A 24,697-nucleotide genomic window follows, 5' to 3' on the forward strand; every position below is an offset into this window, starting at 1 on the left:
CCATTTAACTGAATGAGTCAGTTAAAAAAATTGCAGTTGTTGGACACGTTTGGCGAGTTGATTTGTTCGTTCACCGTCAAGACTCAGCATAGCCTGTGCTGCTTCATCACGCAGGCGCACCAACAGCGCTTTTCGCCCGTGCAGCCGCAGGCAAGTGCAAAGAGCGGGTTCGCTCTCACCGGAAAGCCGCCCGCGCAGCGCTGGCAGCGAAAGCGTGCTGGCTTCACACAGCTTATGCAAGCTCCCGAGTGCTGCCAGCATCGGGCGATGCGCAAAAGCAAACCCGGCCAGATCCCACCAGTCATCATCTGTAAGGATAGTCTCGGTTATTTCCGCGAGCGGCACTTTTTCATCGACCCACTGGGAAAGCCAACGCCACTCACGACACAACCGACGGTGCTCGCGCTGCGTCAGCGCCTCTCCAGCCGAGGTGAGCGGGCGCAGCGCCATCGCAGCGTAGCAGCCGCTGCTCGCCTCTCGTTGAGTGCCGATACGCACCAGCGTAAAACCACAGCGCTGCCAGAACCGCCACAGCGCCTCGGTATAACCAAAACTCACCGAGAGATAGTCACATCCCGCCGCCCTCGCCCACGCCCGCGCTATCAACTGTTGTCCGATACCCCCGCGCTGACGCTGTGGGTGGACCGCAACCCGGCTAATACGCCGCCCGATAAGCGTCGCGGCCAGCGGGCTGCCACCATGAGCCGCCAGTGACTGTGCTACCAGATTCCCTCGGGGACGACGAAAGCCCGCCCATACGGCCTGACTCAGTTCCGGGGATAATCCGCCTTCATCAACCAACCACAGCGCACCGGCTGGTCCCTGCGACGTTTCCGCGCTGATAAAATGCTGACCCGGCGCATCCATCATCCGCCGGAGGTCGAGCGGTGAGGTGCGGTAATGGGCGCCGGAAAGAAGCTGGTACAGCGCGGTAGGTTGTTCAGGGCTGGACCGCCAGGCGGATTGCGAAACGGGCACCAGCGTCACCTCACCGGTTGGCGATGTCGTGAACGCCTCATCGTGAAAAATCAGCGCATCGTTAACCAGCGCTTCCAGCGGGCACCCTGCCGCCCAGCGAATAGGCTGGTTGAGGGTGAAAACGTGACGTTCTGGAAACGCAGCGCAGAGTTTAAGTAAAAAGCCGCGTCCGGTGCCCTCGTAACCCTGCACGGTGGTGGTCAGCAGCGTACGGGGAAAGCGAGCGATAAGTTTCTGGAGTAGTGGTGCGGGGATAGCAGCGGCTTCATCAACCACCAGCCAGTCGGCGCGTTCATCCGACGCCAGCAGCGCATCAGGAGCCATAAAGCGAAAACGATCGCCAGCAAAGGCGGCAATGACCTCCGCAGCAGCACGGGAAGGCGCGGTGACGATAGCCTCACCGGGCAGACGCTGGATGTGCATACCCGCCAGCGCTGACTTTCCACGCCCGCGTTCTGCCGTTATTACCGACACCGGTGCACTCGCGTTCGCCAACGCCGCTAAAATCGTCTGCTGCTCGCGTGCGGGCTCGCCGTTAGCGCGATGCCAGTCAGCTCTTACGGAGAACGTAAGGAACGGCAACGGCACGCCCTGTCGCCAGACTAACGTCTCGGGATGTCGGGAGAGCGACCGGCAAAAATGGTCGACAAAGTTCGGCGTAGCGATAGGTTCCGGCGTGTCGCTCCAGCGCAGCGAATCCACATCGGCCTGATGGGACCATTGGCCCCATTCCGGCACCAGCAGTATCAGCCAGCTTCCGGCCCGCAGCGTGCCACCCAGTGCGGCAAAAGCGGAGACATCAAAGCCATCGCGGGCGTCGAAGATAGCGTGCTGGAACTCACGCCCCAGCAGCGTCACCAGCTTAGATGACGGGCAAAAGGGCTCGGAGACCGGGCTTAGGCCGACCCAGAGCACATCATCACCCGCCGTGGTGCGAAACGCTGCGGCCTGCTGCTCGCTCCATGCGCGTTCGCCGCTTATCACCAGCAGGCGGCGAATTCCTTCCTGTGCCATGCGCTCAGCGTGCGCCAGCAGTTCATCCATGACCTTCGGCATGTCGTCAGAGCGATTTGCTAAAGGTATTGCACTGCGCCGGGTCGCCGCTATCAAAGCCGCGTTTCAGCCAGGTATAGCGCTGCTGTGAGGTGCCATGCGTAAAGCTATCCGGCACCACACGCCCCTGACCCTGCTGCTGCAAACGGTCATCGCCAATGGCCTGGGCGGCGTTCAGCGCCTCTTCCAGGTCACCGGCTTCCAGAATACCCTGCTTCTGCATATTATGGCCCCAGACACCGGCAAAGCAGTCCGCCTGCAGCTCCATACGCACGGACAGACGGTTCACCTCCGCCTGCGACGCACCCTGCTGCATTTGGCGCACCTTAGGCTCGATACCCAGCAGCTTTTGTACGTGGTGGCCGACTTCATGCGCAATGACATAGCCCTGCGCAAAATCGCCGCCCGCGCCAAGTTTGTTTTTCATGTCGTCGTAGAATGAGAGGTCGATATAGACCGTGCTGTCGGTCGGGCAGTAGAACGGCCCCATTACCGATTGCCCGGTGCCGCAACCGGTACGGGTCGCACCGCGGTACATCACCAGACGCGGCGGCTGATAGGTTTTACCCATCGCCTTAAACTCCTGCGCCCAGGTGTCTTCCGTAGTGGCAAGGATAACTGAGGTAAATTTCGCCGCCTCATCATCTTTCGGGCCGCTCACCCGCTGAGAGGTTTGCTGCTGGCCTACAGGTTCACCGGTCATGAGGCCCGTGAGGTCCACGCCATAGTAACCGGCCACCAGCACGATAATCAGCAGAACAATGCCGCCTTTACCGCTCGGGATGCGAAAACCAGGGCCGCGCCCTCCCATCATCGGGGATTCCGAACTGTTCCGCCGGTCTTCTACATTGTCGCTTTCGCGACGACCTTGCCAACGCATAACTACCTCAGTCTTATTCTCAGAAATACTGATACGATCGTAGGCGGTTACGGGGGGGATTACCACTGGAAATGTTGTGCGGGGATTCCCGACGGTGAGGATGTAGGCCTGATAAGCGTAGCTCCATCAGGCAAGCAACCCACACCTTGCCGGATGGCGGCGTAAACGCCTTATCCGGCCTACGCGCAGGGCGAGGCCGGGGAGTGCATCACTTAGTCGAGCTTAACGCCTAAACGATGTGCCACTTCTTCGTACGCTTCAATCAGGCCACCCAGGCTCTGACGGAAACGGTCTTTGTCCATTTTGTCCATGGTCTTTTTGTCCCACAGACGGCTGCCGTCCGGCGAGAACTCATCGCCCAGCACCACTTCGCCTTTAAACAGACCGAACTCTAGTTTGAAATCGACCAGGATCAGGCCCGCATCGTCAAACAGCTTTTTCAGCACGTCGTTCGCTTTGAAGGTCAGTTCCTGCATACGCGCCAGGTTCTCTTTGCTCACCCAGCCGAAGGTTTCACAGTAGGATTCGTTAACCATCGGGTCGTGCATCGCATCGTTTTTCAGGAACAGGTCAAACAGCGGTGGATTGAGCTCGATACCTTCTTCAATCCCTAAGCGTTTCACCAACGATCCTGCAGCACGGTTACGCACAACGCATTCCACCGGCACCATATCCAGCTTTTTCACCAGGCATTCGGTATCAGACAACAGCGCTTCCATTTGGGTTGGGATCCCCGCTTCTGCCAGTTTGCTCATAATGAAATGGTTGAACTTGTTGTTCACCATGCCTTTACGATCGAACTGCTCAATGCGAGCACCATCCCCTGCTGACGTATCGTTACGGAATTCGAGTACCAACAGATCCGGGTTTTCGGTGCTGTATACGGTTTTCGCTTTACCACGATACAACTCAGCTAGCTTTTGCATCTTTGTCACTCCAGTGATGATTACGATAAATATTTGTGCATTTTCTGCCGACGCACACGATTGCGTCACTATACAGAAAAAAGGGCCGGATTGCTCCAGCCCTCTTTAATTACTTCGTAAATGCTGCCTGGAATGCTGCTACCAGGGCGTCATTCTGAGACTGCGTCAACGGATGGCCTTTCGGATCGATGAACTGCAGGCTACTACGGTTGTCCAGGTCACCGACCTGAAGTTTGTAGTCACCGGATACCATGCCCGGATCGCTTGCGCCCAGATCTCTCCAGCTGCTGTCGGACAGCGGTTTGTAAGTCACCGCGATGCTGCCCTGAGAGCGGGTGCTATCGGTCACTTTCATGCCCACTTTTTCCAGCGCTGCTGGCAGACGCTGCCACACCTGGTTGAACGGACCACGGACGACCAGCATTGGCAGACCGGTATCATCAGCGGCGCTCTGAACGTCGAAGGTTGCACCGGCAGAGCCTCTGGCGTTGTTCGCGGCATCCGTAGCGTTCTTATCCAGGCCCGCAGAGATAACGTTCAGCATTTCAGCGCTATAACGCTGCAGGGAAGCACGGTCAGCAACCGGCTTGCCAGCCTGTTCGAGGTTAATCAGCTTCACGTTTACAGCCTGCTGATAACCCTGAGGCTGTACGGAGATCTGATAGCGACCACGGTACTGCTGGTCTTCATCAAGACGGTTCCACTCAACCCAGTCCGTCGTCAGCGTCTGACTAGCATCATCACGTTTGGTGATGGTGTAGTTTTTCGCCTGAACGATGCTGACAACCTGCGGCCACAGAGAACCGCTACGGCTATTTTCTACCAGCAGCGTGGCGGTATCACCCGTAAACTGGGTACGCGCACCGGAAACCAGCGCCAGCGGCTGTGCCGGCGGACGGATATCCAGCGCTTTGCCGACGGCACCGCTGCCGTTGGCGACTGGAATGTTGTAGTCGCCATTTTCAACCGGCAGAATCATGCCCGCAGGGGCGTGAAGTTCACTTAACGGTGTTGCTTGCAGGTAGGATTCATCACCGCTCACCTGGCGCTTATAGCGCGAGTCGGAACTACAGGCCGCAAGCAGTAAAACCAGCGATACCCCCGCAACCTTCGCCAGGCGCGACTTCTGTACTGAGTAAGCCATCAAATCTCCCTAAACTTTACAGCAAACCGGCATGCTTCAATGCAGATGCCACAACATCACGACCGTGGTCGGTGATAGGTGTCATCGGCAAACGCATGGTGTCGGTCGCCACAAGTCCCAATTCCTTACATGCCCATTTCACTGGGATCGGATTGGGTTCGACAAATAATTTATTGTGCAGCGGCATCAGACGCTGGTTAATGATACGCGCTTTATCAAACTGGCCATCAGCTGCCAGTTTGCACATTTCCGCCATATCACGCGCCGCAACGTTCGCCGTCACTGAAATAACGCCCTGACCGCCGAGCTGCATGAAGTCCAGACCCGTTGCATCATCACCGCTCAGCAGGATGAAGTCATCTGAAACCAGCTCTTTGATCTGATGAACACGGCTTAAGTTCCCCGTGGCTTCCTTAATCGCGATAATATTTTTAATCTTCGCCAGGCGACCTACGGTTTCCGGCAGCATATCGCAACCGGTACGGGACGGCACATTATACAGAATTTGCGGCAGGTCAGTATGCTCAGCGATCGTTTTGAAGTGCTGGAACAAACCTTCCTGGGTCGGACGGTTATAATACGGGGTAACGGTAAGACAACCTACCACGCCGCTATTATTAAAACGCTGGGTCAGGCTGATCGCCTCTGCGGTTGCATTTGCCCCCGTTCCCGCGATAACCGGAATGCGGCCGTCGGCCAGCTCCAGCGTGGTCATCACGACATCGCCATGCTCTTCGTGGCTGAGCGTTGCTGATTCGCCGGTAGTCCCTACCGAGACAATCGCCGAGGTTCCGCTGGCGACATGGTAATCAATCAGTTTTTTCAGGCTTGAACGGTCGACATTACCTTTTTCATCCATCGGCGTGACAAGCGCTACAATACTTCCCGTGAACATGGGCCATCCTCTGTGCTGACGTGCGGACATGAATCTCAATGGTACGTTTGGTCTTGTAATAAAAGCAAGAGACTGAAGCCCTTCAGAATGTTGTATGCCGGTTTTTTTTATGCTTTCCTAAGGAATACCGCACCTTTTTAAAGGAAGAACAGGTTTGACAGCCTCATTACAACACTATCTGGTCATTACAGCCCTGGGCGCGGATCGCCCTGGCATCGTCAATACGATTACCCGTCACGTGAGCAGCTGCGGCTGTAATATCGAAGACAGTCGCTTGGCCATGCTGGGGGATGAGTTCACTTTTATTATGCTGCTTTCCGGTTCCTGGAATGCGATTACGCTGATTGAGTCCACCTTGCCGCTAAAAGGCGCAGAGCTGGATCTGCTTATCGTGATGAAACGTACCACCGCGCGTCCACGTCCGGCGATGCCGGCAACGGTCTGGGTGCAGGTCGAGGTGCCTGATTCGCCGCATATTATTGAGCGCTTTACCGCGCTGTTTGATAGCTGGGAGATGAACATTGCCGAGCTGGTGTCACGCACGCAGCCGGGCGATAACGAAGGCGTCGCGCAGCTGTTCATCCAGATTACGGCCCACAGTCCCGCTACGAAAAATGCATCAAATATTGAGCAAGCGTTCAAAGCCCTATGTACAGAACTCAATGCACAAGGCAGTATAAACGTGATCAATTATTCACAGCATGACGAACAGGATGGAGCTGAGTAATGAACCCACTGAAAGCCGGTGATATCGCACCGAAATTTAGTTTGCCCGATCAAGACGGCGAGCAGGTAAATTTAACCGACTTCCAGGGACAACGTGTTCTGGTCTATTTCTACCCGAAAGCAATGACCCCTGGCTGCACCGTGCAGGCCTGCGGCCTTCGCGACAATATGGATGAGCTGAAAAAAGTGGGCGTTGAAGTGCTGGGCATCAGCACCGATAAGCCTGAAAAGCTCTCCCGCTTTGCCGAAAAAGAGCTGCTGAACTTCACGCTGCTCTCCGATGAAGATCACCAGGTTTGCGAGCAGTTTGGCATCTGGGGTGAAAAAACCTTTATGGGCAAAACCTATGACGGCATTCACCGCACCAGCTTCCTGATTGACGCAGATGGTAAAGTCGAGCACGTCTTTGACGACTTCAAGACCACCAACCACCACGACATCGTGCTGGGCTGGCTGCAGGCAAACGCTTAACCCAATAACGTAGCCCGGCCGAGCGCAGCGACGCCGGGATTTCCCCGGGGTCGGCGTAAACGCCTCGCCCGGGCTACACGTCAATTCGACACATCTTCTTCCGTCACCAGCCCATCCGGCCAGGCGTGCACCACCGCTTTAATCAGCGTGGCCAGCGGAATCGCAAAGAACACGCCCCAGAAGCCCCACAGCCCGCCGAAAATCACCACCGAAAGAATAATCACCAGCGGGTGAAGGTTCACGGCTTCGGAGAACAACACCGGTACCAGCAGGTTTCCGTCCAGCCCCTGAATAATCAGATAGACCGCAAACAGGCTCCAGAACTCGGTGCCCAGGCCAAACTGGAACAGCGCCACGCAGACCACCGGAATGGTGACCACAAATGCGCCGATATAAGGAATAAGTACCGACAGCCCAACCAGCACGGCAAGCAGCAGCGAGTAGTTAAGACCAAACATCAGGAAGCCAAGCCACGTAGCAACCCCAACGACGATCATCTCCAGCACCTTACCGCGGATATAGTTGGTAATCTGCTGATTCATCTCTTTCCACACCTGCCCCGCCAGGCCCCGGTTGCGCGGCAGCACGCGGCGCACGGCGTTCAGCATTTGCTCTTTATCCTTCACCAGGAAGAAGACCATCAGCGGCACCAGCACCAGATAGACCGCGAGCGTCAGCAGCCCGACCAGCGAAGCGACGGAATATTTGACCACCGAATCGCCCAGCGTCAGCATGCGCGTACGCATGTTTTCAGCCATCGCATCAATAATGCCCGCATCCATCAATGCAGGGTAACGACGCGGCAGCGTGGCGGCAAAATCGGAGAGTTTATTCAGCATGCCGGGCATATCGTGGATAAGGTTAATCCCCTGCTGCCAGGCAATCGGCATTACCACAAAGGCCATCAGCAGCAGAATGCCGATAAACAGCACCATCACCGCGGTAGTAGCCCAGGTACGAGACCAGCCCAGCCGCTCCAGACGGACGGTCGGCCACTCCAGCAGGTAGGCCAGCACTAGCGCAACCAGCAGCGGCGCCAACAGGCCGCTGAAGAAGAACAAAATGCAAAAACCTGCCACCAGAATAACCAGCAGCGCGATCGCCTCCGGGTCACTAAATCGGCGGCGGTACCACTGCATCAACATCTCGAGCATAAATCGATTCCCTGAACGTGTTGCTTTCACACAGAAGATGAATTGTATCGAAGTGTCACAAAAAAGACTCCGCTTTTTATATTTATCCCAACAATCACGCGATTATCATTTTCAACCCGTGAGCAGATAGATACACTCCCAAAGCAGCACATAATGGAACGTAACATTAGGCTGTTGGTCAAAACAGGCACATCCCCACATTACAGGACAGAGGTTATGTTCAGGCAGTTGAAAAAAACGCTGTTGGCATCCCTTATTGCAACGCTTGCGCTCGGGCAAATTGCTCCCGCCTTTGCAGATTCTGCGGACAACCTCCCGGATATGGGCACCTCCGCAGGAAGCACGCTCTCCATTGGTCAGGAGATGCAGATGGGGGATTATTACGTACGCCAGCTGCGCGGAAGCGCGCCGCTGATTAACGACCCGCTGTTGGTCCAGTACATCAACTCACTCGGCATGCGTCTGGTCTCGCACGCGTTTTCCGTGCGGACACCGTTCCACTTTTATCTGATTAATAACGACGATATCAACGCCTTCGCCTTCTTCGGCGGTAACGTGGTGCTGCACTCGGCGTTGTTCCGCTATTCTGACACCGAGAGCCAGCTGGCTTCGGTTATGGCGCACGAAATCTCCCACGTGACGCAGCGCCACCTTGCGCGCGCAATGGAAGACCAAAAGCGCAACGCTCCGCTGACCTGGGTCGGCGCGCTCGGCTCAATTCTGCTGGCTATGGCCAGCCCACAGGCGGGTATGGCCGCATTAAGCGGTACGCTGGCGGGCACCCAACAGGGCATCATCAGCTTTACCCGACAGAATGAAGAAGAAGCTGACCGTATTGGTATTCAGGTACTGCAACGTTCAGGCTTCGACCCACAGGCCATGCCGGCCTTTATGGAAAAGCTGCTCGACCAGTCGCGTTACTCATCGCGACCACCGGAAATGCTGCTGACTCACCCCCTGCCGGAAAGCCGTCTGGCCGATGCGCGTAACCGTGCAAACCAGATGCGCCCGGTGGTCGTGCAATCTTCCGCGGATTTCTACTTTGCCAAAGCACGTACGCTGGGCATGTACAACTCCGGGCAAAACCAGCTCGGCAGCGACCTGCTTGACGGTTGGTCGAAGGGCAATATTCGCGAACAGCATGCCGCCCAGTACGGACGTGCGCTGCTGGCAATGGAAGCCAAGAACTACGCCGAAGCAAGCAAACAGCTTCAGCCGTTGCTGAGTGCCGATCCGCAAAACGCCTGGTATCTTGACCTGGCAACGGATATCGATCTCGGGCAGAAGAAAACCAACGAGGCCATTACTCGTCTGAAGAATGCCCGTGAACTGCGCACGAACCCGGTACTACAGCTCAACCTAGCTAACGCCCTGCTTGAAGGCGGGCAGCCAGCGGAAGCGGCAACCATTCTTAATCGCTACACCTTTAACAATAAAGACGACACCAACGGCTGGGATTTGCTCGCCCAGGCGGAAGCCGCACTGGGTAACCGAGACCAGGAGCTGGCCGCTCGCGCCGAGAATATGGCGTTGGTGGGAAGGCTCGACCAGGCAATTTCCATGCTCAGCGCGGCCAGCGCGCAGGTGAAATTGCGCAGTCTGCAGCAGGCTCGTTACGATGCCCGTATCGATCAGCTGCGTCAGCTGCAGGAACGCTTCCGCCCTTATCAGAAAATGTAATAGGAGAGACGATGACGGATTCGGTCACGATTTATCACAACCCGCGCTGCTCAAAGAGCCGCGAGACCTTAAGCCTGCTGAAGGATAACGGTATCGACCCTGAGGTCGTGCTTTACCTCGACACGCCACCGGATGCCGACACGATCGGCAAGCTGATCAAGATGCTGGGGCTTGGCAGCGCACGCGAACTGATGCGCCAGAAAGAAGATCTCTACAAGTCGCTGAACCTTGCCGATAGCCAGCTTAGCGAAAAACAGCTTATTCAGGCGATGGTAGAGAACCCGAAACTGATTGAGCGCCCTATCGTGGTCCACAACGGGCAGGCACGCATTGGCCGCCCACCGGAGCAGGTCCTGGAAATCGTCCGCTGATTCCCCCTAAGGCCGCAGCGCTTCCAGAAAAGCCTGCGGCGTCATATTCCCCAGTTTTTTCTGTTCCTTGCCGCCGTTAAATAACGCGCACAGCTTCACGACGAGTTCATCCGACGTACAAGCGCGCAGCGCGGGGATAATCGCCACCAGCGGTACGGTGACCGCCACCGCCTGATGCTTCCGTTCCGTCGTCGTTACGCTGACGTTTATCTCGCGCTCGGCCAGATGCTGACTTAGCGCGGTAATATACGTTTCGCTTAACCACTCATCACTTTTAATCTCAACAGATTGGATATCACCCGGAAACTGTTCCAGCACCGCATCCAGCCAGTGGATAACCAGCGGCGATGACATACCCGAGTAGATGCGCGCCGCACACCAGCCGCTTACGGGCTCCTGCGCCCACAGCAGGTGATGGTCACCGTCATCGTCCATATGCAGCGACAAAAAGCGGTAATGCAGCGCCAGCGTTTGTGGCCGAATGCCCGCTTTAAGCGCCTTCTTACCTTGCAGTATGGCCTCACCATTTTTCGGATAAGACGGCGTCAGGTAACGGCTGAGCGTCGCGCGGGACAGCGGAATGCCTAGCCCTTCCTGCACCATAAACAGCAGATCGTCTAACGGCGCGCGGAGAATTTCGCGCAGCGCATTAATCAACACAATCTGCTCTTGTCTCATCACTTTGTGTATCACCACAGGCGTCGTGCTTTTATCCGCCGTCTGCTCACGCTTACGCCAGCGCCGTACTGTCGTGACGGAAATACCCAGTTCCAGCGCCAGTTCACGGTCACTTTTGTCCGATTCCTGGAGGTATTTGCGAATACGCGGTGTCGTTGTCGCGTTAGCATGCAGCTTAATTTCCATGGCTTTCCTTGAGGTATTTATAACTAATCATATGAGATTTATATGAATCAAGTCGATGCATTGTGACCCGTTTCACCTTTCCGGGCCAGGCTTTCTCCCATAATCCCTTTCGTCGTTTTCTATTACATAACACACACAATGTCCGTTAATCTTATACGGAGTTCACAATGAACAATGTTCTGGGATTTTTAGAAGAGAAATTGATGCCGATTGCGGCGAAAACCGCGCAGCAACGTCATCTTGGCGCCATCCGCGGTGCCTATGTTTCCTTTATGCCGTTTATTATCGTCGGCTCCATTCTGTTGGTTATCTCGTCGTTCCCGAATCAGGGCTATCAGCAGTTTATGTCCAGCACCTTCGGCGCAAGCTGGAGCGCCATTATCGAGATCCCGTTTAACGCGGTCTTCTCTACCATGTCGCTGTTTATCAGCTTCCTTGTCGCCTACCGACTCGCAGAGCACTACGGCGATGACCGCATCTCCAGCGGCATTCTGGCGCTGGTCTGCTTCCTGATCCTGACACCGTTTATTAAGGTTGCCGAAAACGGCGGCATTACCGTGATGCCGGTTGAATGGATTGGCACCAAAGGTCTGTTCGTCGCCATGATTGGCTCACTGCTGTGGACCGAGCTGTTCTGCTGGCTGAAGCGCAAAAAACTGGTCATCAAAATGCCGGAAGGGGTACCACCTGCGGTACAGGAATCTTTCGCTGCACTGATTCCGGCACTGGTGGTGATGATTCTGGTGCTGGCAATTCGCATCGGCTTTGAGAACACCCACTACAGCACCATTCACCAGTTCATTTATGACGTCGTCGCCACCCCGGTTCGCCACTTCGGCACCTCCTATTTTGGCGCACTGATGACCGTATTCAGCATCACCATTCTGTGGTCAGTGGGGATTAACTCGGGTTCGATGGTCAACGGCATCATCCGTCCGCTGTGGATGGAAAACCAGACCGACAACATTGCAGCCATTCAGGCAGGCGTCACACCGCCGCACATTATTACCGAACAATTTTTCGACATGATCTGGATGGGTGGTGCAGGGGCCACGCTGTCGCTGGTCATCGCCATGCTGATTTTCGCACGCAGTAAAAACATGCGCGAAGTGGCGCGACTGGGCGCGGGGGCATCCATCTTCAACATCAACGAACCGGTGCTTTTCGGCCTGCCGGTGATTATGAACCCCATCATGCTTATCCCGTTCAACCTGGTACCACTGGTGCTGGTGACTATCCAGTATCTGGCGATGAAAGTGGGTGCCGTCGCCGTGACCACCGGGGTGTTTATCCCGTGGACGCTGCCGCCGGTGATCAGCGGATTTATCGTTACCGGGCATATTTCCGGCAGCGTGATGCAAATCATTAACCTGCTGATTGGCGCGATGCTGTACCTGCCGTTTATGCGCATCGTCGATAAGCAGTACCGTAATGCGGAGATCAGTACCGTTGAGGAATCCAGCACGCTAGCAAAACAGGAGTAACAAAAAGATGTGGGGAATTATTGCAACCTGGCGTATGGCGCTGGAAGGCGTAGAGGAGTCGGCGTCCGCGCTGGCAGCAGGCAGTGCAGCAGCAACGTCCGTGGTGGATGCCGTGGTCGCAGTAGAAGATTTTCCGTTCTACAAATCGGTAGGCTATGGCGGCCTGCCAACCGAGAACGGCGAGGTAGAACTGGACGCCGCCTGGATGGACGGCGATACGCTGGCCTTTGGCGCGGTGGGTAATCTGGTCGACATCGCTAACCCGGTGAAAGTAGCGCAGGCGCTGGGTCGCCAGCGCTATAACTCGCTGCTGGTTGGCCAGGGCGCGCGCGAATGGGCGCTGAGCCAGGGCTTTACCGAGAAAAAAATGCTCACCGAACGCGCGATGCAGCACTACCGTAAACGCTGCCGAGAGACGCTGGACAAAGGGCTAAGCCCCTACGACGGTCACGACACCGTCGGCGTTATCGCTCTCGACAAAAAGGGCTCGATGAGCGTGGCCACCTCCACCAGCGGCCTGTTTATGAAAAAACGCGGACGAATTGGCGACTCACCGATTATCGGTTCCGGCTTCTACTGCGACAGCCTTATCGGCGCGGCTACCGCCACCGGCGTGGGCGAAGATTTAATGAAAGGCTGCACCAGCTACGAAATCGTCCGCCGAATGGAACAGGGTATGACCCCACAGCAGGCGGCGGATTCGGTGGTGTACGAACTGGAAGATAAGCTGATGTCGCGCTTTGGCCGTGCGGGGGATCTCTCCGTGGTTTGCATGAACCGCAAAGGCGAGTTCGGCGCGGCAACCAACATCAAAACCTTCTCGTTTGTGGTGGCCACCGCCACTCAGCCGCTGACGGTGTTCCGCGCCGAGCGCGTTAAAGAGAAAACCCATTATCAGCCGGTAGACGACGCCTGGATGCAGGCCTATGCCGACCGCATTCGCGCCCCTATCGAGGAATAAACGATGATTAACTACCGCTTAGTGACGACGCTCGGAAGCGAGCAAGAACAGAGCCATCTCATCACCTGGCCCGACAGCCCTTTGCTCCAGCAGGATGTGCTGCGCAATAACCCGCTGATTGCCGAGATGACGGCGCGCGCAGCCCAGGGAAAGCTGGCGGACACCGGTTTCGGCTGTGGGCCATTCGCCCGTATCACCATCGTGCCGCAAAACGCCTGGCAGGACAGCCTGACCGACTCGCTGCTCACCTTCCTGCGTCCGCTGTTTGCCACGCCGATATGCAGCAACGTGCTGCTCGACTGTACGTACATTCACAATACGGCCCTGACTAAAACGTTGCGTTTCCTGTTTAACCAGGCCCACACCTTGACGGACCTCGGGCTGAAAACGTCCGCACGAAGCGATGTACGCCTGACGCATATTGATGCTTTCTGTTCCGACGCTGAACAGGCACGTCTTGAAACCCTGTTCAGCCAACAGCAGGCGATAGCCAACGGCATGATTGCCGCCCGCCGCCTGGCGGATACCCCTTCCGAGCAGTGCACGCCGCAGTATGTGGTGGAAGAAGCCCAGCGTCTGTGCGCCCCCTTCCCTACCCTGCGTTGTGAAGTGCTGGATGAAAAGGCCATTGTCGAACAAGGCCTTGGCCTGCTGCATGCGGTAGGCAAGGGTGCCAGCCGCCCACCGCGCCTGCTGGCCATTCATTACGAAGGGGCGAGCCATGGCCCGGTGCGCAGCTATGTCGGCAAGGGCGTGACTTTCGACACTGGCGGCCTGTGGCTGAAAGAAGGCGCGGGCATGTACACCATGAAGTATGACATGTGCGGTGCGGCCAACGTCCTTGGGCTGATGCTTTGCATCGCTGAGCTTAAATTACCGGTGCGGGTGATGGGCGTACTGGCGCTGGCGGAAAACGCCATCGGCCCCGACGCCATGCAGCCGGGCAGCGTGGCCCGCGCCTGTAACGGCATGACGGTGGAAATTAATAATACCGACGCCGAAGGCCGCCTGGTGCTCTCCGACGCTATCGCCTGGGCCAGCCAGCGTCATGCGCAAACGCAGTATATTATCGACCTCGCCACGCTAACCGGTGCGGTGGTTAAAGCGCTGGGCTATGAGCTGAGCGGGCTGATGACCCAAGATAACGCGTTGCGTTCAGCCTTAACCACCGCCGGGGAACAGAGTGGCGATGAAGTCTGGTCGCTGCCGCTGGATGCCAGGTTGAAAAAGCAAACGGAGAGCGCCATTGCCGATCTATGCAATACGCCGACCAACAACGCAGCGATCAGCGCCTCTGCGGCCTGGCTGCTTCACCACTTCTGCCCGGCAGATATTCCGTGGGCGCATCTGGATGTCAGCGGTACGGCGCTGTGGCGCGAAGGGGGGAAAAGCGTGGCATCAGGCAGGCCAATTCCGCTGCTGATGCAGCATTTGCTTAACGATCTGGATATTAGAGAGTAAACCCGGCGTCACTGTGTTCGGCTGGGCTACTGCTTCGTGTAGCCCGGCCAAGCGAAGCGCCGCCGGGAAATGTACTACAGCTTCAGAATCTCTTTCACAAACGGAATGGTTAGCTTGCGCTGAGCGGTAATGGAGGCATGATCGAGCTGATCCAGCGTCTGGAACAGCGTGCGCATTTCGCGATCCAGGCGTTTAAGCATGAAGCGACACACATCGTCCGGCATTTCAAAGCCGCGCAGACGAGCACGTAATTGCAAGGCCTGTAATTTATCTTCATCAGACAGCGGCTGGAGCTTGTAGATTTGCCCCCAGTCGAGGCGCGAAGCAAGATCCGGCAGACCCAAATTCAACTGACGCGGCGGGCGATCGCCGGTGATCAGCAAGCGGGTGTTGCCCGACTCTAAGATCCGATTATAGAGATTAAAAATCGCCATTTCCCACAATTCGTCTCCCGCCACGCACTCGATGTTATCGATGCAAACCAGCGAAAGCTGCTCCATCCCTTCCAGCACTTCCGGCACAAACCAGGTGCGTTTATCCAGCGGAACGTAGCCCACAGCATCGCCGCGCTGGGAGAGTTCGGCACAGGCCGCGTGCAGCAAATGGCTGCGCCCGGCGCCTTCGCGCGCCCAGATATAGATGTATCCGCTGTGTTCCTGCCGCAGCACGTTTTGCAGTGCAGCAAGTAAAGAAGGGTTATCGCCTGGGAAGAAACTCGCAAAGGTTTCATCATCAGGAAGATAAAGTGGCAAAGAAAGCTGTGCCGGTGCGTTCAGAGGAGACCTCAACATGGGCTTACGAAAAAACGGGAAGAGTTTAACACAGAAATAGCTGGGGAGAGAACCGGGCGGCGATCCGCCCGGCTTTAGGATCACGACTTAGAGGTTTCACTGTCTTCCGCGTCCAGCACCACTTCTTCCGGGCGTAGGACGCTGATCAGTTTGAAGACCAGACTCAGACAAATACCCACGATCGTCGCCAGCGCCATGCCTTTCAGCTCAGCCGCGCCGATGTGCACTTTCGCGCCGCTCACGCCGATGATCAGGATAACGGAGGTCAGGATCAGGTTCTGCGCTTTGCTGTAGTCCACTTTGGATTCGATCAGCACGCGGATACCGGAAGCCCCGATGACCCCGTACAGCAGCAGAGAAACACCGCCCATGACCGGCAGTGGGATAATCTGAATCGCCGCCGCCAGCTTACCAACGCAGGAGAGCAGAATCGCAATGATTGCCGCACCGCCGATAACCCAGGTGCTGTACACGCGAGTAATCGCCATCACGCCGATGTTTTCGCCGTAGGTGGTGTTCGGGGTAGAGCCAAAGAAACCGGAGATCACGGTGGAGAGACCGTTCGCAAACATCGAGCGGTGCAGGCCAGGGTCACGAATCAGGTCTTTCTTGACGATGTTCGCCGTCACCACCAGGTGGCCGACGTGTTCGGCAATAACCACCAGCGCCGCTGGCAGGATAGTGAAGATGGCAAACCACTCAAAGCGTGGGGTATAGAAGGTTGGCAGCGCGAACCAGTGCGCCTCGGCAATCGGGGTGGTGTCCACGACGCCCATCACGAAGGAGAGCGCATAGCCCACCAGCACGCCGATAAGAATCGGGATAATGGCCAGGAAGCCACGGAACAGCACCGAGCCAAACACGGTTACACCTAGCGTCACCAGGGAGATGATGATGGTTTTAGTATCCGCAGACTGACCGTCCGGCGGCAGCAGCCCCGCCATGTTAGCCGCAACGCCCGCCAGTTCCAGGCCAATAACGGCAACGATTGCGCCCATCGCCGCAGGAGGGAACATCACGTCAAGCCAGCCGGTGCCCGCTTTTTTCACGATGAAGGAGACCAGGCAGAACAGCACGCCGCACATAATAAAGCCGCCCAGCGCCACTTCGTAGCCTAACGGCAGCAGCAGCAGTACCGGGGAGATAAAGGCAAAGCTGGAGCCCAGATAAGCCGGGATTTTGCCTTTACAGATGAAGAGATACAGCAGCGTTCCGAGACCGTTGAACAGCAGGACGGTGGCCGGGTTGATGTGAAACAGGACTGGCACCAGCACGGTTGCGCCAAACATGGCGAATAAATGCTGCAAGCTAAGCGGGATGGTCTGTAACAACGGTGGTCTTTCGCTTACCCCAATTGCACGGCGCGTCATTGTGTTTTCCTCTGTGTTATTAGTCTGAGTTTTTTTATTCAAAAAAAAGCCGACTATCAAAGTCGGCTCTTTTTATTTTTTCGTTTACTTAGTACCAAAAATCTTATCGCCGGCATCGCCGAGGCCCGGAATAATGTATCCGTGCTCGTTCAGGCCCTGGTCAATCGACGCGGTGTACAGCTCGATGTCCGGATGCGCTTTTTCCAGCGCCGCGATACCTTCCGGCGCAGCTACCAGCACCAGCACCTTAATGCTGGAGCAGCCCGCTTTTTTCAGCAGGTCGATGGTAGCGATAACGGAGCCGCCGGTTGCCAGCATCGGGTCAACGATCAGCGCCATACGCTCATCGATATTAGAGACCAGCTTCTGGAAGTAAGGAACCGGCTCCAGCGTCTCTTCGTCGCGGTACATACCGACCACGCTGATACGCGCGCTTGGTACGTTTTCCAGTACGCCGTCCATCATGCCCAGGCCTGCACGCAGGATTGGCACAACGGTAATTTTCTTACCTTTGATCTGGTCGATTTCTACCGGACCATTCCAGCCTTCGATGGTCACTTTCTCGGTTTCCAGACCGGCGGTAGCTTCATAAGTCAGCAGGCTGCCGACTTCGGAGGCGAGTTCACGGAAGCGTTTGGTGCTGATGTCGTTCTCGCGCATCAGGCCCAGCTTGTGTTTGACGAGTGGGTGTTTAACTTCCACAATCTTCATTCTCTTTCTCCTTTAGATGGGGCAGCCACAAAAAAAATCGCGGGATTATACCGCTTTTTTCCGATTGCGCCATACCTATGATGATTGACCAGGATCAAGCAAAGCGGCGAATGGGTCCTCAGAGAGTATAAGACAGGATAAAAATAAACCCCGACTCGCGGGGTTTTATATTACGTATTCAGCGAGTTAGAGCTCGCTACCGTTGGTCGCAATCACCTTCTGATACCAGGCAAAAGATTTTTTACGGCTGCGCGCCAGCGTGCCGTTGCCTTCGTTGTCTTTATCGACATAAATAAAGCCGTAGCGTTTCTTCATTTCGCCGGTACCGGCGGAAACCAGGTCGATGCAGCCCCACGGGGTGTAGCCCATCAGATCCACGCCATCTTCCACGACCGCTTTTTTCATTTCAGCAATATGCGCAGCAAGATAGTCGATGCGGTACTGGTCGTTCACCGTGCCGTCGCTCTCCAGCACGTCAATCGCCCCAAAGCCGTTCTCCACGATAAACAGCGGCAGCTGATAGTGGTCATAGAACCAGTTCAGGGAGTAGCGCAGACCCACTGGGTCAATCTGCCAGCCCCAGTCAGATTTCTGTACGTACGGGTTGGAAACCAGACTGGTGGTTTCGTCGTAGTCGAGCTGCGGGTTATCGTCGGTGGCTTTGGTGGCAAACGACATATAGTAGCTAAAGCCGATGTAGTCGACGCAGCCCTCAGTCAGCGCCTGGCGGTCTTCATCGGTGATATCGAGTTCAAAACCACGACGCTCGAAGTAGTTCAGCAGATGCTGCGGATACTTGCCGCGCACGTGCACGTCGGTGAACCAGTAGCGACGGTGCATGGCGTTCATCGCCATCATCATGTCATTCGGCGCGCAGCTCAGCGGGTAGATTGGGCACATGGCAATCATGCAGCCAATTTGCAGCGCAGGGTTGATTTCATGCCCGACTTTCACCGCCAGCGCGCTCGCCACCAGCTCATAGTGTGCGGCCTGATACATCACCGGCTCGCGGTCTTCACCCGGCTGATACTTCAGGCCAGAGTTGGTGAACGGCGCAAAATCTTCGTGGAAGTTCGCCTGGTTGTTGATTTCGTTGAACGTCATCCAGTACTTCACTTTGTGCTGGTAACGGGTAAACACCACTTTGGCAAAGCGAACGAAGAATTCAATCAGCTTACGGTTGCGCCAGCCGCCGTACTCGGTGACCAGGTGATACGGCATCTCGAAGTGCGACAGGGTAATGACCGGCTCGATGCCGAGCTTCAGGCATTCGTCGAACAGGTCATCATAGAACTGCAGGCCCGCTTCGTTCGGCGTCAGCTCGTCGCCGTTAGGGAAAATACGCGTCCAGGCAATAGAGGTACGGAAGCACTTGTAGCCCATTTCGGCGAACAGCTTCAGATCGTCTTTATAACGGTGGTAAAAGTCGATGGCTTCGTGGTTTGGATAATTTTTTCCTGGCAGGACGCCGTTGGTAATTTCGCGCGGCACGCCGTGCGCCCCGGCGGTCATCACGTCCGCCACGCTCACGCCCTTCCCGCCTTCCTGCCAACCGCCTTCAAGTTGGTGTGCGGCTACCGCGCCGCCCCAGAGAAACCCAGCTTTAAATCCAGACATATCTTTCCCTCGTTAAACAGTAAGTTGTCGCTGCGAATAGTGCTGATTGAAATGGTAAACCGCGCCGATAAGCCCGGCGTCGTTGCCGTGGCTGACGGTATCGATATATTCAGCGATGCCGAACCAGGCCAAATATTCGCGCATCAGCGCCAGGAAGCCAGGCCGCTCCACGATGCCGCCACCGATGAAAATGGTCTGCGGGTCAAACAGGTTCACCAGGTTATAAAGGCCGGTGCCGATATCATTGAGAAACTCCGACACCAGTCGCTGACAGACGGCATCCCCCGCCTCAAAGCGGTCAAAAATTTCCTCGCCCGTCACCTCGTCCTGCGTTTTGCCGATATGCTGCGCGTAGCGATAGCGCAGCACGCGCAACGTGCAGTTTTCATTCATAGAGTAGCGACGGACGTCGCGAGCGCCGGGACGGGTGGTTTGCATATAACCGAATTCGCCAGCGCGAAAACGGGCGCCGTGCACCAGTTGGTTGTTACAGAAGATAGCGCCGCCGATGCCGGTGCCGATGGTCATCACCAGGCAGTTAGCCATGTCGCGAGCCTTGCCCTGCCAGCGCTCGGCCAACAGCACACAGTTCGCATCGTTCTCAATAGCGACCGGAAGCCCGGTTCGTTCTTCCAGCCACGCGTTAATGGCAAAGTTATCGAATTTACGAATGGCACCGCCCATTTCGATATAACCGGTATGGGGGTTAACGTAGCCCGGCGCGCTGATAGCGATACCGGTGCATTCAGGATGGGCCGCAATCCAACTTTCCATTGCCGCCAGAATCTGGTCGCCATCGCTGTCGCTGATGGGCTGTTTTCCTTTTTCGAGCAGTTCACCGCTTACGGCAACAACGCCCATCTTTAACGCCGTACCTCCAATATCAAAGGCAGCAATCTTCATTCCGTTCATCCCTTGTGGCCGTTTTCACATCTGCTATTGGCTCTGCTGAAACAAAAACAGAAACCGGTTTCAGTGACATGATGTGGATTCGCCGTAATGGATGCAAGAACAAGGGTGTACCCGGTTTCATTTTCGTGAGCAGTATCATATTTGACCGATATATTGATGGAAACGATGGAAAAACCGGGCCACGAAAATTGGGATCAGAATAGGCTCGCAAACGTTTGCCTGGACTGATAGAATTGCGCCGATTTTTCTTGCTATCGCAAACGCGTGGAGACTTAGCAGTGACCGACAAAACCTCTCTCAGCTATAAAGATGCCGGTGTTGATATTGACGCAGGAAACGCTCTGGTTGACCGTATCAAAGGGGTGGTGAAGAAAACTCGCCGTCCAGAAGTGATGGGTGGATTAGGCGGTTTCGGCGCACTGTGCGCGCTGCCACAAAAATATCGCGAACCGGTGCTGGTTTCCGGCACTGACGGCGTTGGTACCAAATTGCGTTTAGCGATGGATTTAAAACGTCACGACACCATCGGGATCGATCTCGTGGCGATGTGCGTAAACGACCTGGTGGTCCAGGGCGCTGAGCCACTGTTCTTCCTCGACTACTATGCGACCGGTAAGCTCGACGTCGATACCGCAGCCAGCGTTATCAACGGCATCGCTGAAGGCTGCCTGCAGTCTGGCTGTGCGCTGGTTGGCGGCGAAACCGCTGAAATGCCGGGCATGTACCACGGTGAAGATTACGATGTGGCCGGTTTCTGCGTTGGCGTCGTTGAGAAATCAGAAATCATTGATGGCAGCAAAGTGACCGACGGTGACGTGCTGATTGCCCTCGGCTCCAGCGGCCCGCACTCCAACGGCTATTCGCTGGTGCGTAAAATTGTTGAAGTCAGCGGCTGCAACCCGGACACCACCCAGCTTGAAGGCAAAACCCTGGCTGACCATCTGCTGGCTCCGACCCGCATCTATGTGAAATCTATCCTGGAACTGATCGCCAGCGTTGATGTTCACGCCATTGCGCACCTGACAGGTGGCGGCTTCTGGGAAAATATCCCGCGCGTGCTGCCAGACAATACCCAAGCCGTTATTGATGAATCCTCCTGGCAGTGGCCAGCAGTATTCAACTGGCTACAGGATGCCGGTAACGTAAGTCAGCATGAAATGTACCGTACCTTCAACTGCGGCGTGGGCATGGTTATCGCGCTGGCGGCTGACCAGGCTGACAAAGCCATTGCGCTGATGAACGAAAAAGGTGAAAACGCGTGGAAAATCGGCTATATCAAAGCCTCTGATTCCGAACAGCGTGTGGTCATCGAATAAATGAAAAATATCGTGGTGCTGATTTCCGGCAGCGGCAGCAACTTACAGGCGCTAATTGACGCCTGCGAGCAGAAAAGGATTCCTGGCACCATTCGAGCGGTATTTAGCAATAAGGCCGATGCGTTCGGCCTTGAGCGGGCGCGCGAGGCGGGCATTCCCCAGCACGCACTGGCGGCAAGTCAGTTTGCCAGCCGCGAAGCCTTTGACCGCGAGCTGATGCATGAAATTGACGCCTATGCGCCCGATGTCGTAGTGCTGGCGGGCTACATGCGCATTCTGAGCGCTGAGTTCGTTCAGCACTATCAGGGCAAACTGCTCAACATCCACCCTTCCCTGCTGCCGAAATACCCAGGGCTGAATACCCATCGTCAGGCGCTCGATAACGGCGATACGGAACACGGCACCTCGGTACACTTTGTTACCGAAGAACTGGACGGCGGACCGGTCATTTTGCAGGCCAAGGTACCGGTTTTCGACGGCGATGATGAAGAGGAAATCACCTCTCGCGTTCAGGCGCAGGAGCACGCTATCTATCCTCTGGTGGTGGGTTGGTTCCTCAATGGTCGTCTGAAGATGCAGGATAACCATGCCTGGCTGGATGACGTGAAGCTGCCACCGGAAGGCCATGCAGCAGAATAAATCCTGTAGCCCGGACGAGACGCGTCAGCGTCGACTCCGGGGTATCTCCCCGGCGTCACTTCGTTCGGCCGGGCTACCTTACTAAGAGGGCCTTATGGCCCTCTTTTTTATGCAAATCAGGATAACTGTCATACTTAGATGACACAGTTGGACATAGCCCGGCAAAGCTAGCAATATAAACAGTGAGACGACTTTGCCGCGTCCCGTGAACAAACCGGAGTGTAAGTAGTAATGGGTCAGGAAAAACTGTACATCGAAAAAGAACTGAGCTGGTTGTCATTCAACGAGCGCGTCCTCCAGGAAGCGGCAGACAAAAGTAACCCGCTGATTGAGCGCATGCGTTTTCTGGGGATCTACTCCAACAACCTCGACGAATTCTATAAGGTCCGCTTTGCAGAGCTGAAGCGCCGCATCATCATTAGTGAAGAACAGGGCGTGACCACGCATTCCCGTCACCTGCTGAGCCGTATTCAGGCTCGGGTGCTGAAAGCCGATCAAGAGTTTGATGGCCTGTACAACGAACTCTTGCTGGAGATGGCCCGCAACCAAATCTTCCTGATTAACGAACGTCAGCTTTCCGTTAATCAACAGGGTTGGCTTCGTCACTACTTTAAACAGCATCTGCGCCAGCATATCACCCCGATTCTGCTGAACCGGGAGACCGACCTGGTCCAGTTCCTGAAAGACGATTACACCTATCTGGCGGTAGAAATCATCCGCGGCGATGAGATCAACTACGCGCTGCTGGAGATCCCGTCAGATAAAGTGCCGCGCTTCGTTAACCTGCCACCCGAAACGCCGCGCCGTCGTAAACCGATGATCCTGCTCGATAACATCCTTCGCTACTGTCTGGATGACATCTTCAAAGGCTTCTTCGACTACGATGCCCTCAACGCCTACTCCATGAAAATGACCCGTGATGCCGAGTACGATCTGGTACACGAGATGGAGTCGAGCCTGATGGAGCTGATGTCCTCAAGCCTGAAGCAGCGTCTCACCGCTGAGCCGGTACGCTTTGTGTATCAGCGCGATATGCCGGACGCCATGGTAGAAATGTTGCGTAAAAAGCTGACCATTTCCCGCTACGACTCCATCGTGCCGGGCGGTCGCTATCATAACTTTAAAGACTTTATTGGCTTCCCGAACGTCGGCAAAGCCAACCTGGTCAACAAGCCGATGCCGCGCCTGCGCCACGTCTGGTTTGATAAGTTCCGCAACGGCTTCGATGCCATTCGCGAACGCGATGTGCTGCTCTACTACCCGTACCACACCTTTGAGCACGTGCTCGAGCTGCTGCGTCAGGCATCGTTTGACCCGAGCGTGCTGGCCATTAAGATCAACATCTACCGCGTGGCGAAAGACTCACGCATTATTGATGCAATGATCCATGCCGCCCACAACGGTAAAAAAGTCACCGTGGTCGTGGAGCTGCAGGCGCGCTTTGATGAAGAGGCCAACATCCATTGGGCGAAGCGCCTGACCGAAGCGGGCGTTCACGTTATCTTCTCCGCACCGGGGCTGAAAATTCACGCCAAGCTGTTCCTTATCTCCCGTAAAGAGGGCGATGACGTGGTGCGCTACGCGCACATTGGTACCGGCAACTTTAACGAGAAAACGGCGCGAATCTACACCGACTACTCGTTAATCACCGCCGATGCCCGTATCACCAATGAAGTGCGTCGGGTGTTCAACTTTATTGAGAACCCGTACCGCCCGGTCACCTTCGACTACCTGCTGGTATCGCCGCAGAACTCCCGTCGTCTGCTTTACGAGATGATCGACCGTGAAATTGCCAATGCGCAAAACGGCCAGGCCGCGGGGATCACCCTGAAGCTGAACAACCTGGTCGATAAAGGGCTGGTCGATCGCCTGTATGCGGCCTCCAGTTCTGGTGTGCAGGTTAATCTGCTCATCCGCGGCATGTGTTCTCTGATTCCAGAATTGGAAGGGATCAGCGATAATATTCGCGTAATTAGTATCGTTGACCGTTTCCTTGAGCACGATCGCATCTATATTTTTGAGAACGGCGGCGATAAACGCGTTTATCTCTCCTCCGCTGACTGGATGACCCGAAATATCGACTACCGTATCGAAGTAGCCACACCGCTGCTCGACCCGCGTCTTAAACAGCGGATCCTCGATATTATCGATATTCTGTTCAGTGATACGGTGAAGGCCCGCTTTATTGATAAAGAACTGAGTAATCGCTATGTGCCACGCGGAAACCGACGCAAGGTCCGCGCGCAGCAGGCGATTTACGATTACCTCAAATTACTTGAACAACCTGACTAAC

The 24,697-nt window shown here is 55.8% G+C and carries 22 protein-coding genes; 10 read left to right on the forward strand and 12 right to left on the reverse strand.

What is annotated here, in order from left to right:
- Positions 1-21 precede the first annotated feature (21 nt).
- The 5 genes from RDN66_RS08115 to dapA form a co-directional block, all read right to left on the reverse strand.
- A complete protein-coding gene (locus RDN66_RS08115; RefSeq protein WP_202218075.1) occupies positions 22-2,022 on the reverse strand; it encodes a tRNA(Met) cytidine acetyltransferase TmcA in 2,001 nt (666 codons plus the stop codon).
- Positions 2,023-2,038: 16 nt separating this feature from the next.
- Positions 2,039-2,911: a neutral zinc metallopeptidase gene (locus RDN66_RS08120; protein WP_123650249.1), complete on the reverse strand. Its 873-nt coding sequence runs from the start codon at positions 2,909-2,911 to the stop codon at positions 2,039-2,041.
- Positions 2,912-3,123: 212 nt separating this feature from the next.
- Entirely contained in the window at positions 3,124-3,837 is a 714-nt protein-coding gene (gene purC / locus RDN66_RS08125; protein WP_035891480.1) for a phosphoribosylaminoimidazolesuccinocarboxamide synthase, read from the reverse strand.
- A gap of 109 nt (positions 3,838-3,946) precedes the next feature.
- On the reverse strand, positions 3,947-4,981 hold the full coding sequence (gene bamC, locus RDN66_RS08130; RefSeq protein ID WP_035891476.1) for an outer membrane protein assembly factor BamC: 1,035 nt from the start codon (positions 4,979-4,981) through the stop codon (positions 3,947-3,949).
- Positions 4,982-4,997: 16 nt separating this feature from the next.
- Positions 4,998-5,876, reverse strand: coding sequence for a 4-hydroxy-tetrahydrodipicolinate synthase (dapA, locus tag RDN66_RS08135; RefSeq protein ID WP_035891474.1), 879 nt, complete (start codon positions 5,874-5,876; stop codon positions 4,998-5,000).
- A gap of 154 nt (positions 5,877-6,030) precedes the next feature.
- Between dapA and RDN66_RS08140 the strand changes: the two genes are divergently transcribed.
- Positions 6,031-6,603: a glycine cleavage system transcriptional repressor gene (locus tag RDN66_RS08140; protein ID WP_035891472.1), complete on the forward strand. Its 573-nt coding sequence runs from the start codon at positions 6,031-6,033 to the stop codon at positions 6,601-6,603.
- The gene (gene bcp, locus RDN66_RS08145) at positions 6,603-7,073 is read left to right on the forward strand and encodes a thioredoxin-dependent thiol peroxidase (protein WP_185668932.1); all 471 of its coding nucleotides are present in this window, start codon (positions 6,603-6,605) and stop codon (positions 7,071-7,073) included. Before RDN66_RS08140 ends, bcp begins: the two co-directional genes overlap by 1 nt.
- An 80-nt stretch (positions 7,074-7,153) precedes the next feature.
- Here the strand turns inward: bcp and RDN66_RS08150 are convergent, their stop codons facing one another.
- Entirely contained in the window at positions 7,154-8,227 is a 1,074-nt protein-coding gene (locus RDN66_RS08150) for an AI-2E family transporter (RefSeq protein ID WP_035891470.1), read from the reverse strand.
- A gap of 216 nt (positions 8,228-8,443) precedes the next feature.
- On the opposite strand from RDN66_RS08150, the gene bepA reads away from it, so the two are divergent.
- A complete protein-coding gene (bepA, locus tag RDN66_RS08155; protein ID WP_035891468.1) occupies positions 8,444-9,907 on the forward strand; it encodes a beta-barrel assembly-enhancing protease in 1,464 nt (487 codons plus the stop codon).
- An 11-nt stretch (positions 9,908-9,918) separates the two neighbouring features.
- Positions 9,919-10,278 carry an arsenate reductase (glutaredoxin) gene (gene arsC, locus RDN66_RS08160; protein WP_035891466.1) on the forward strand — a complete coding sequence of 120 codons (360 nt, stop codon included), beginning with the start codon at positions 9,919-9,921 and terminating at the stop codon, positions 10,276-10,278.
- Between the two features lie 6 nt (positions 10,279-10,284).
- Here arsC and RDN66_RS08165 read toward each other — a convergent pair whose 3' ends face one another.
- Entirely contained in the window at positions 10,285-11,142 is an 858-nt protein-coding gene (locus RDN66_RS08165) for an XRE family transcriptional regulator (RefSeq protein ID WP_202217457.1), read from the reverse strand.
- Positions 11,143-11,309: 167 nt separating this feature from the next.
- Here RDN66_RS08165 and celB point away from each other — a divergent pair, with 167 nt between their 5' ends.
- The 3 genes from celB to RDN66_RS08180 are packed head-to-tail and all read left to right on the forward strand — an operon-like array spanning position 11,310 to position 15,048.
- Complete coding sequence (celB, locus tag RDN66_RS08170; RefSeq protein ID WP_035891463.1) at positions 11,310-12,626, forward strand: PTS cellobiose transporter subunit IIC; 1,317 nt, start codon at positions 11,310-11,312, stop codon at positions 12,624-12,626.
- Positions 12,627-12,633: 7 nt separating this feature from the next.
- Positions 12,634-13,587 carry a N(4)-(beta-N-acetylglucosaminyl)-L-asparaginase gene (locus RDN66_RS08175; protein ID WP_202217456.1) on the forward strand — a complete coding sequence of 318 codons (954 nt, stop codon included), beginning with the start codon at positions 12,634-12,636 and terminating at the stop codon, positions 13,585-13,587.
- A 3-nt stretch (positions 13,588-13,590) separates the two neighbouring features.
- Positions 13,591-15,048 carry a M17 family metallopeptidase gene (locus RDN66_RS08180; protein ID WP_202217455.1) on the forward strand — a complete coding sequence of 486 codons (1,458 nt, stop codon included), beginning with the start codon at positions 13,591-13,593 and terminating at the stop codon, positions 15,046-15,048.
- 74 nt (positions 15,049-15,122) lie between these two features.
- On the opposite strand, the gene RDN66_RS08185 is transcribed toward RDN66_RS08180, so the two are convergent.
- The 5 genes from RDN66_RS08185 to bglK form a co-directional block, all read right to left on the reverse strand.
- Complete coding sequence (locus RDN66_RS08185) at positions 15,123-15,824, reverse strand: DnaA inactivator Hda (RefSeq protein ID WP_185668937.1); 702 nt, start codon at positions 15,822-15,824, stop codon at positions 15,123-15,125.
- Positions 15,825-15,919: 95 nt separating this feature from the next.
- Positions 15,920-17,209: a uracil permease gene (uraA, locus tag RDN66_RS08190; protein WP_035891455.1), complete on the reverse strand. Its 1,290-nt coding sequence runs from the start codon at positions 17,207-17,209 to the stop codon at positions 15,920-15,922.
- 84 nt (positions 17,210-17,293) lie between these two features.
- A complete protein-coding gene (gene upp, locus RDN66_RS08195; RefSeq protein ID WP_035891452.1) occupies positions 17,294-17,920 on the reverse strand; it encodes a uracil phosphoribosyltransferase in 627 nt (208 codons plus the stop codon).
- Between the two features lie 186 nt (positions 17,921-18,106).
- Positions 18,107-19,537: a 6-phospho-beta-glucosidase gene (locus RDN66_RS08200; RefSeq protein WP_202217454.1), complete on the reverse strand. Its 1,431-nt coding sequence runs from the start codon at positions 19,535-19,537 to the stop codon at positions 18,107-18,109.
- A 12-nt stretch (positions 19,538-19,549) separates the two neighbouring features.
- Positions 19,550-20,440, reverse strand: coding sequence for a beta-glucoside kinase BglK (gene bglK / locus RDN66_RS08205; protein ID WP_308537765.1), 891 nt, complete (start codon positions 20,438-20,440; stop codon positions 19,550-19,552).
- A 287-nt stretch (positions 20,441-20,727) separates the two neighbouring features.
- On the opposite strand from bglK, the gene purM reads away from it, so the two are divergent.
- From purM to ppk1, 3 genes are all read left to right on the forward strand, one after another.
- A complete protein-coding gene (gene purM, locus RDN66_RS08210; protein ID WP_035891446.1) occupies positions 20,728-21,765 on the forward strand; it encodes a phosphoribosylformylglycinamidine cyclo-ligase in 1,038 nt (345 codons plus the stop codon).
- A complete protein-coding gene (gene purN, locus RDN66_RS08215) occupies positions 21,766-22,404 on the forward strand; it encodes a phosphoribosylglycinamide formyltransferase (protein ID WP_035891444.1) in 639 nt (212 codons plus the stop codon).
- Positions 22,405-22,635: 231 nt separating this feature from the next.
- A complete protein-coding gene (gene ppk1 / locus RDN66_RS08220) occupies positions 22,636-24,696 on the forward strand; it encodes a polyphosphate kinase 1 (RefSeq protein WP_035891442.1) in 2,061 nt (686 codons plus the stop codon).
- The last annotated feature ends 1 nt before the right edge of the window (position 24,697 follow it).

Origin of the sequence: uncultured Kluyvera sp. (assembly GCF_902485085.1) — a bacterium.
Taxonomy (GTDB): Bacteria; Pseudomonadota; Gammaproteobacteria; order Enterobacterales; family Enterobacteriaceae; genus Kluyvera; species Kluyvera ascorbata.

Excerpts from the sequence above, each read along its gene's own strand:
- RDN66_RS08115 (WP_202218075.1), bottom strand. The coding sequence starts at position 2,022 with ATGGATGAACTGCTGGCGCACGCTGAGCGCATGGCACAGGAAGGAATT.
- RDN66_RS08120 (WP_123650249.1), bottom strand. The coding sequence starts at position 2,911 with ATGCGTTGGCAAGGTCGTCGCGAAAGCGACAATGTAGAAGACCGGCGG.
- purC (WP_035891480.1), bottom strand. The coding sequence starts at position 3,837 with ATGCAAAAGCTAGCTGAGTTGTATCGTGGTAAAGCGAAAACCGTATAC.
- bamC (WP_035891476.1), bottom strand. The coding sequence starts at position 4,981 with ATGGCTTACTCAGTACAGAAGTCGCGCCTGGCGAAGGTTGCGGGGGTA.
- dapA (WP_035891474.1), bottom strand. The coding sequence starts at position 5,876 with ATGTTCACGGGAAGTATTGTAGCGCTTGTCACGCCGATGGATGAAAAA.
- bcp (WP_185668932.1), top strand. The coding sequence starts at position 6,603 with ATGAACCCACTGAAAGCCGGTGATATCGCACCGAAATTTAGTTTGCCC.
- RDN66_RS08150 (WP_035891470.1), bottom strand. The coding sequence starts at position 8,227 with ATGCTCGAGATGTTGATGCAGTGGTACCGCCGCCGATTTAGTGACCCG.
- bepA (WP_035891468.1), top strand. The coding sequence starts at position 8,444 with ATGTTCAGGCAGTTGAAAAAAACGCTGTTGGCATCCCTTATTGCAACG.
- arsC (WP_035891466.1), top strand. The coding sequence starts at position 9,919 with ATGACGGATTCGGTCACGATTTATCACAACCCGCGCTGCTCAAAGAGC.
- RDN66_RS08165 (WP_202217457.1), bottom strand. The coding sequence starts at position 11,142 with ATGGAAATTAAGCTGCATGCTAACGCGACAACGACACCGCGTATTCGC.
- celB (WP_035891463.1), top strand. The coding sequence starts at position 11,310 with ATGAACAATGTTCTGGGATTTTTAGAAGAGAAATTGATGCCGATTGCG.
- RDN66_RS08175 (WP_202217456.1), top strand. The coding sequence starts at position 12,634 with ATGTGGGGAATTATTGCAACCTGGCGTATGGCGCTGGAAGGCGTAGAG.
- RDN66_RS08180 (WP_202217455.1), top strand. The coding sequence starts at position 13,591 with ATGATTAACTACCGCTTAGTGACGACGCTCGGAAGCGAGCAAGAACAG.
- uraA (WP_035891455.1), bottom strand. The coding sequence starts at position 17,209 with ATGACGCGCCGTGCAATTGGGGTAAGCGAAAGACCACCGTTGTTACAG.
- upp (WP_035891452.1), bottom strand. The coding sequence starts at position 17,920 with ATGAAGATTGTGGAAGTTAAACACCCACTCGTCAAACACAAGCTGGGC.
- RDN66_RS08200 (WP_202217454.1), bottom strand. The coding sequence starts at position 19,537 with ATGTCTGGATTTAAAGCTGGGTTTCTCTGGGGCGGCGCGGTAGCCGCA.
- bglK (WP_308537765.1), bottom strand. The coding sequence starts at position 20,440 with ATGAAGATTGCTGCCTTTGATATTGGAGGTACGGCGTTAAAGATGGGC.
- purN (WP_035891444.1), top strand. The coding sequence starts at position 21,766 with ATGAAAAATATCGTGGTGCTGATTTCCGGCAGCGGCAGCAACTTACAG.
- ppk1 (WP_035891442.1), top strand. The coding sequence starts at position 22,636 with ATGGGTCAGGAAAAACTGTACATCGAAAAAGAACTGAGCTGGTTGTCA.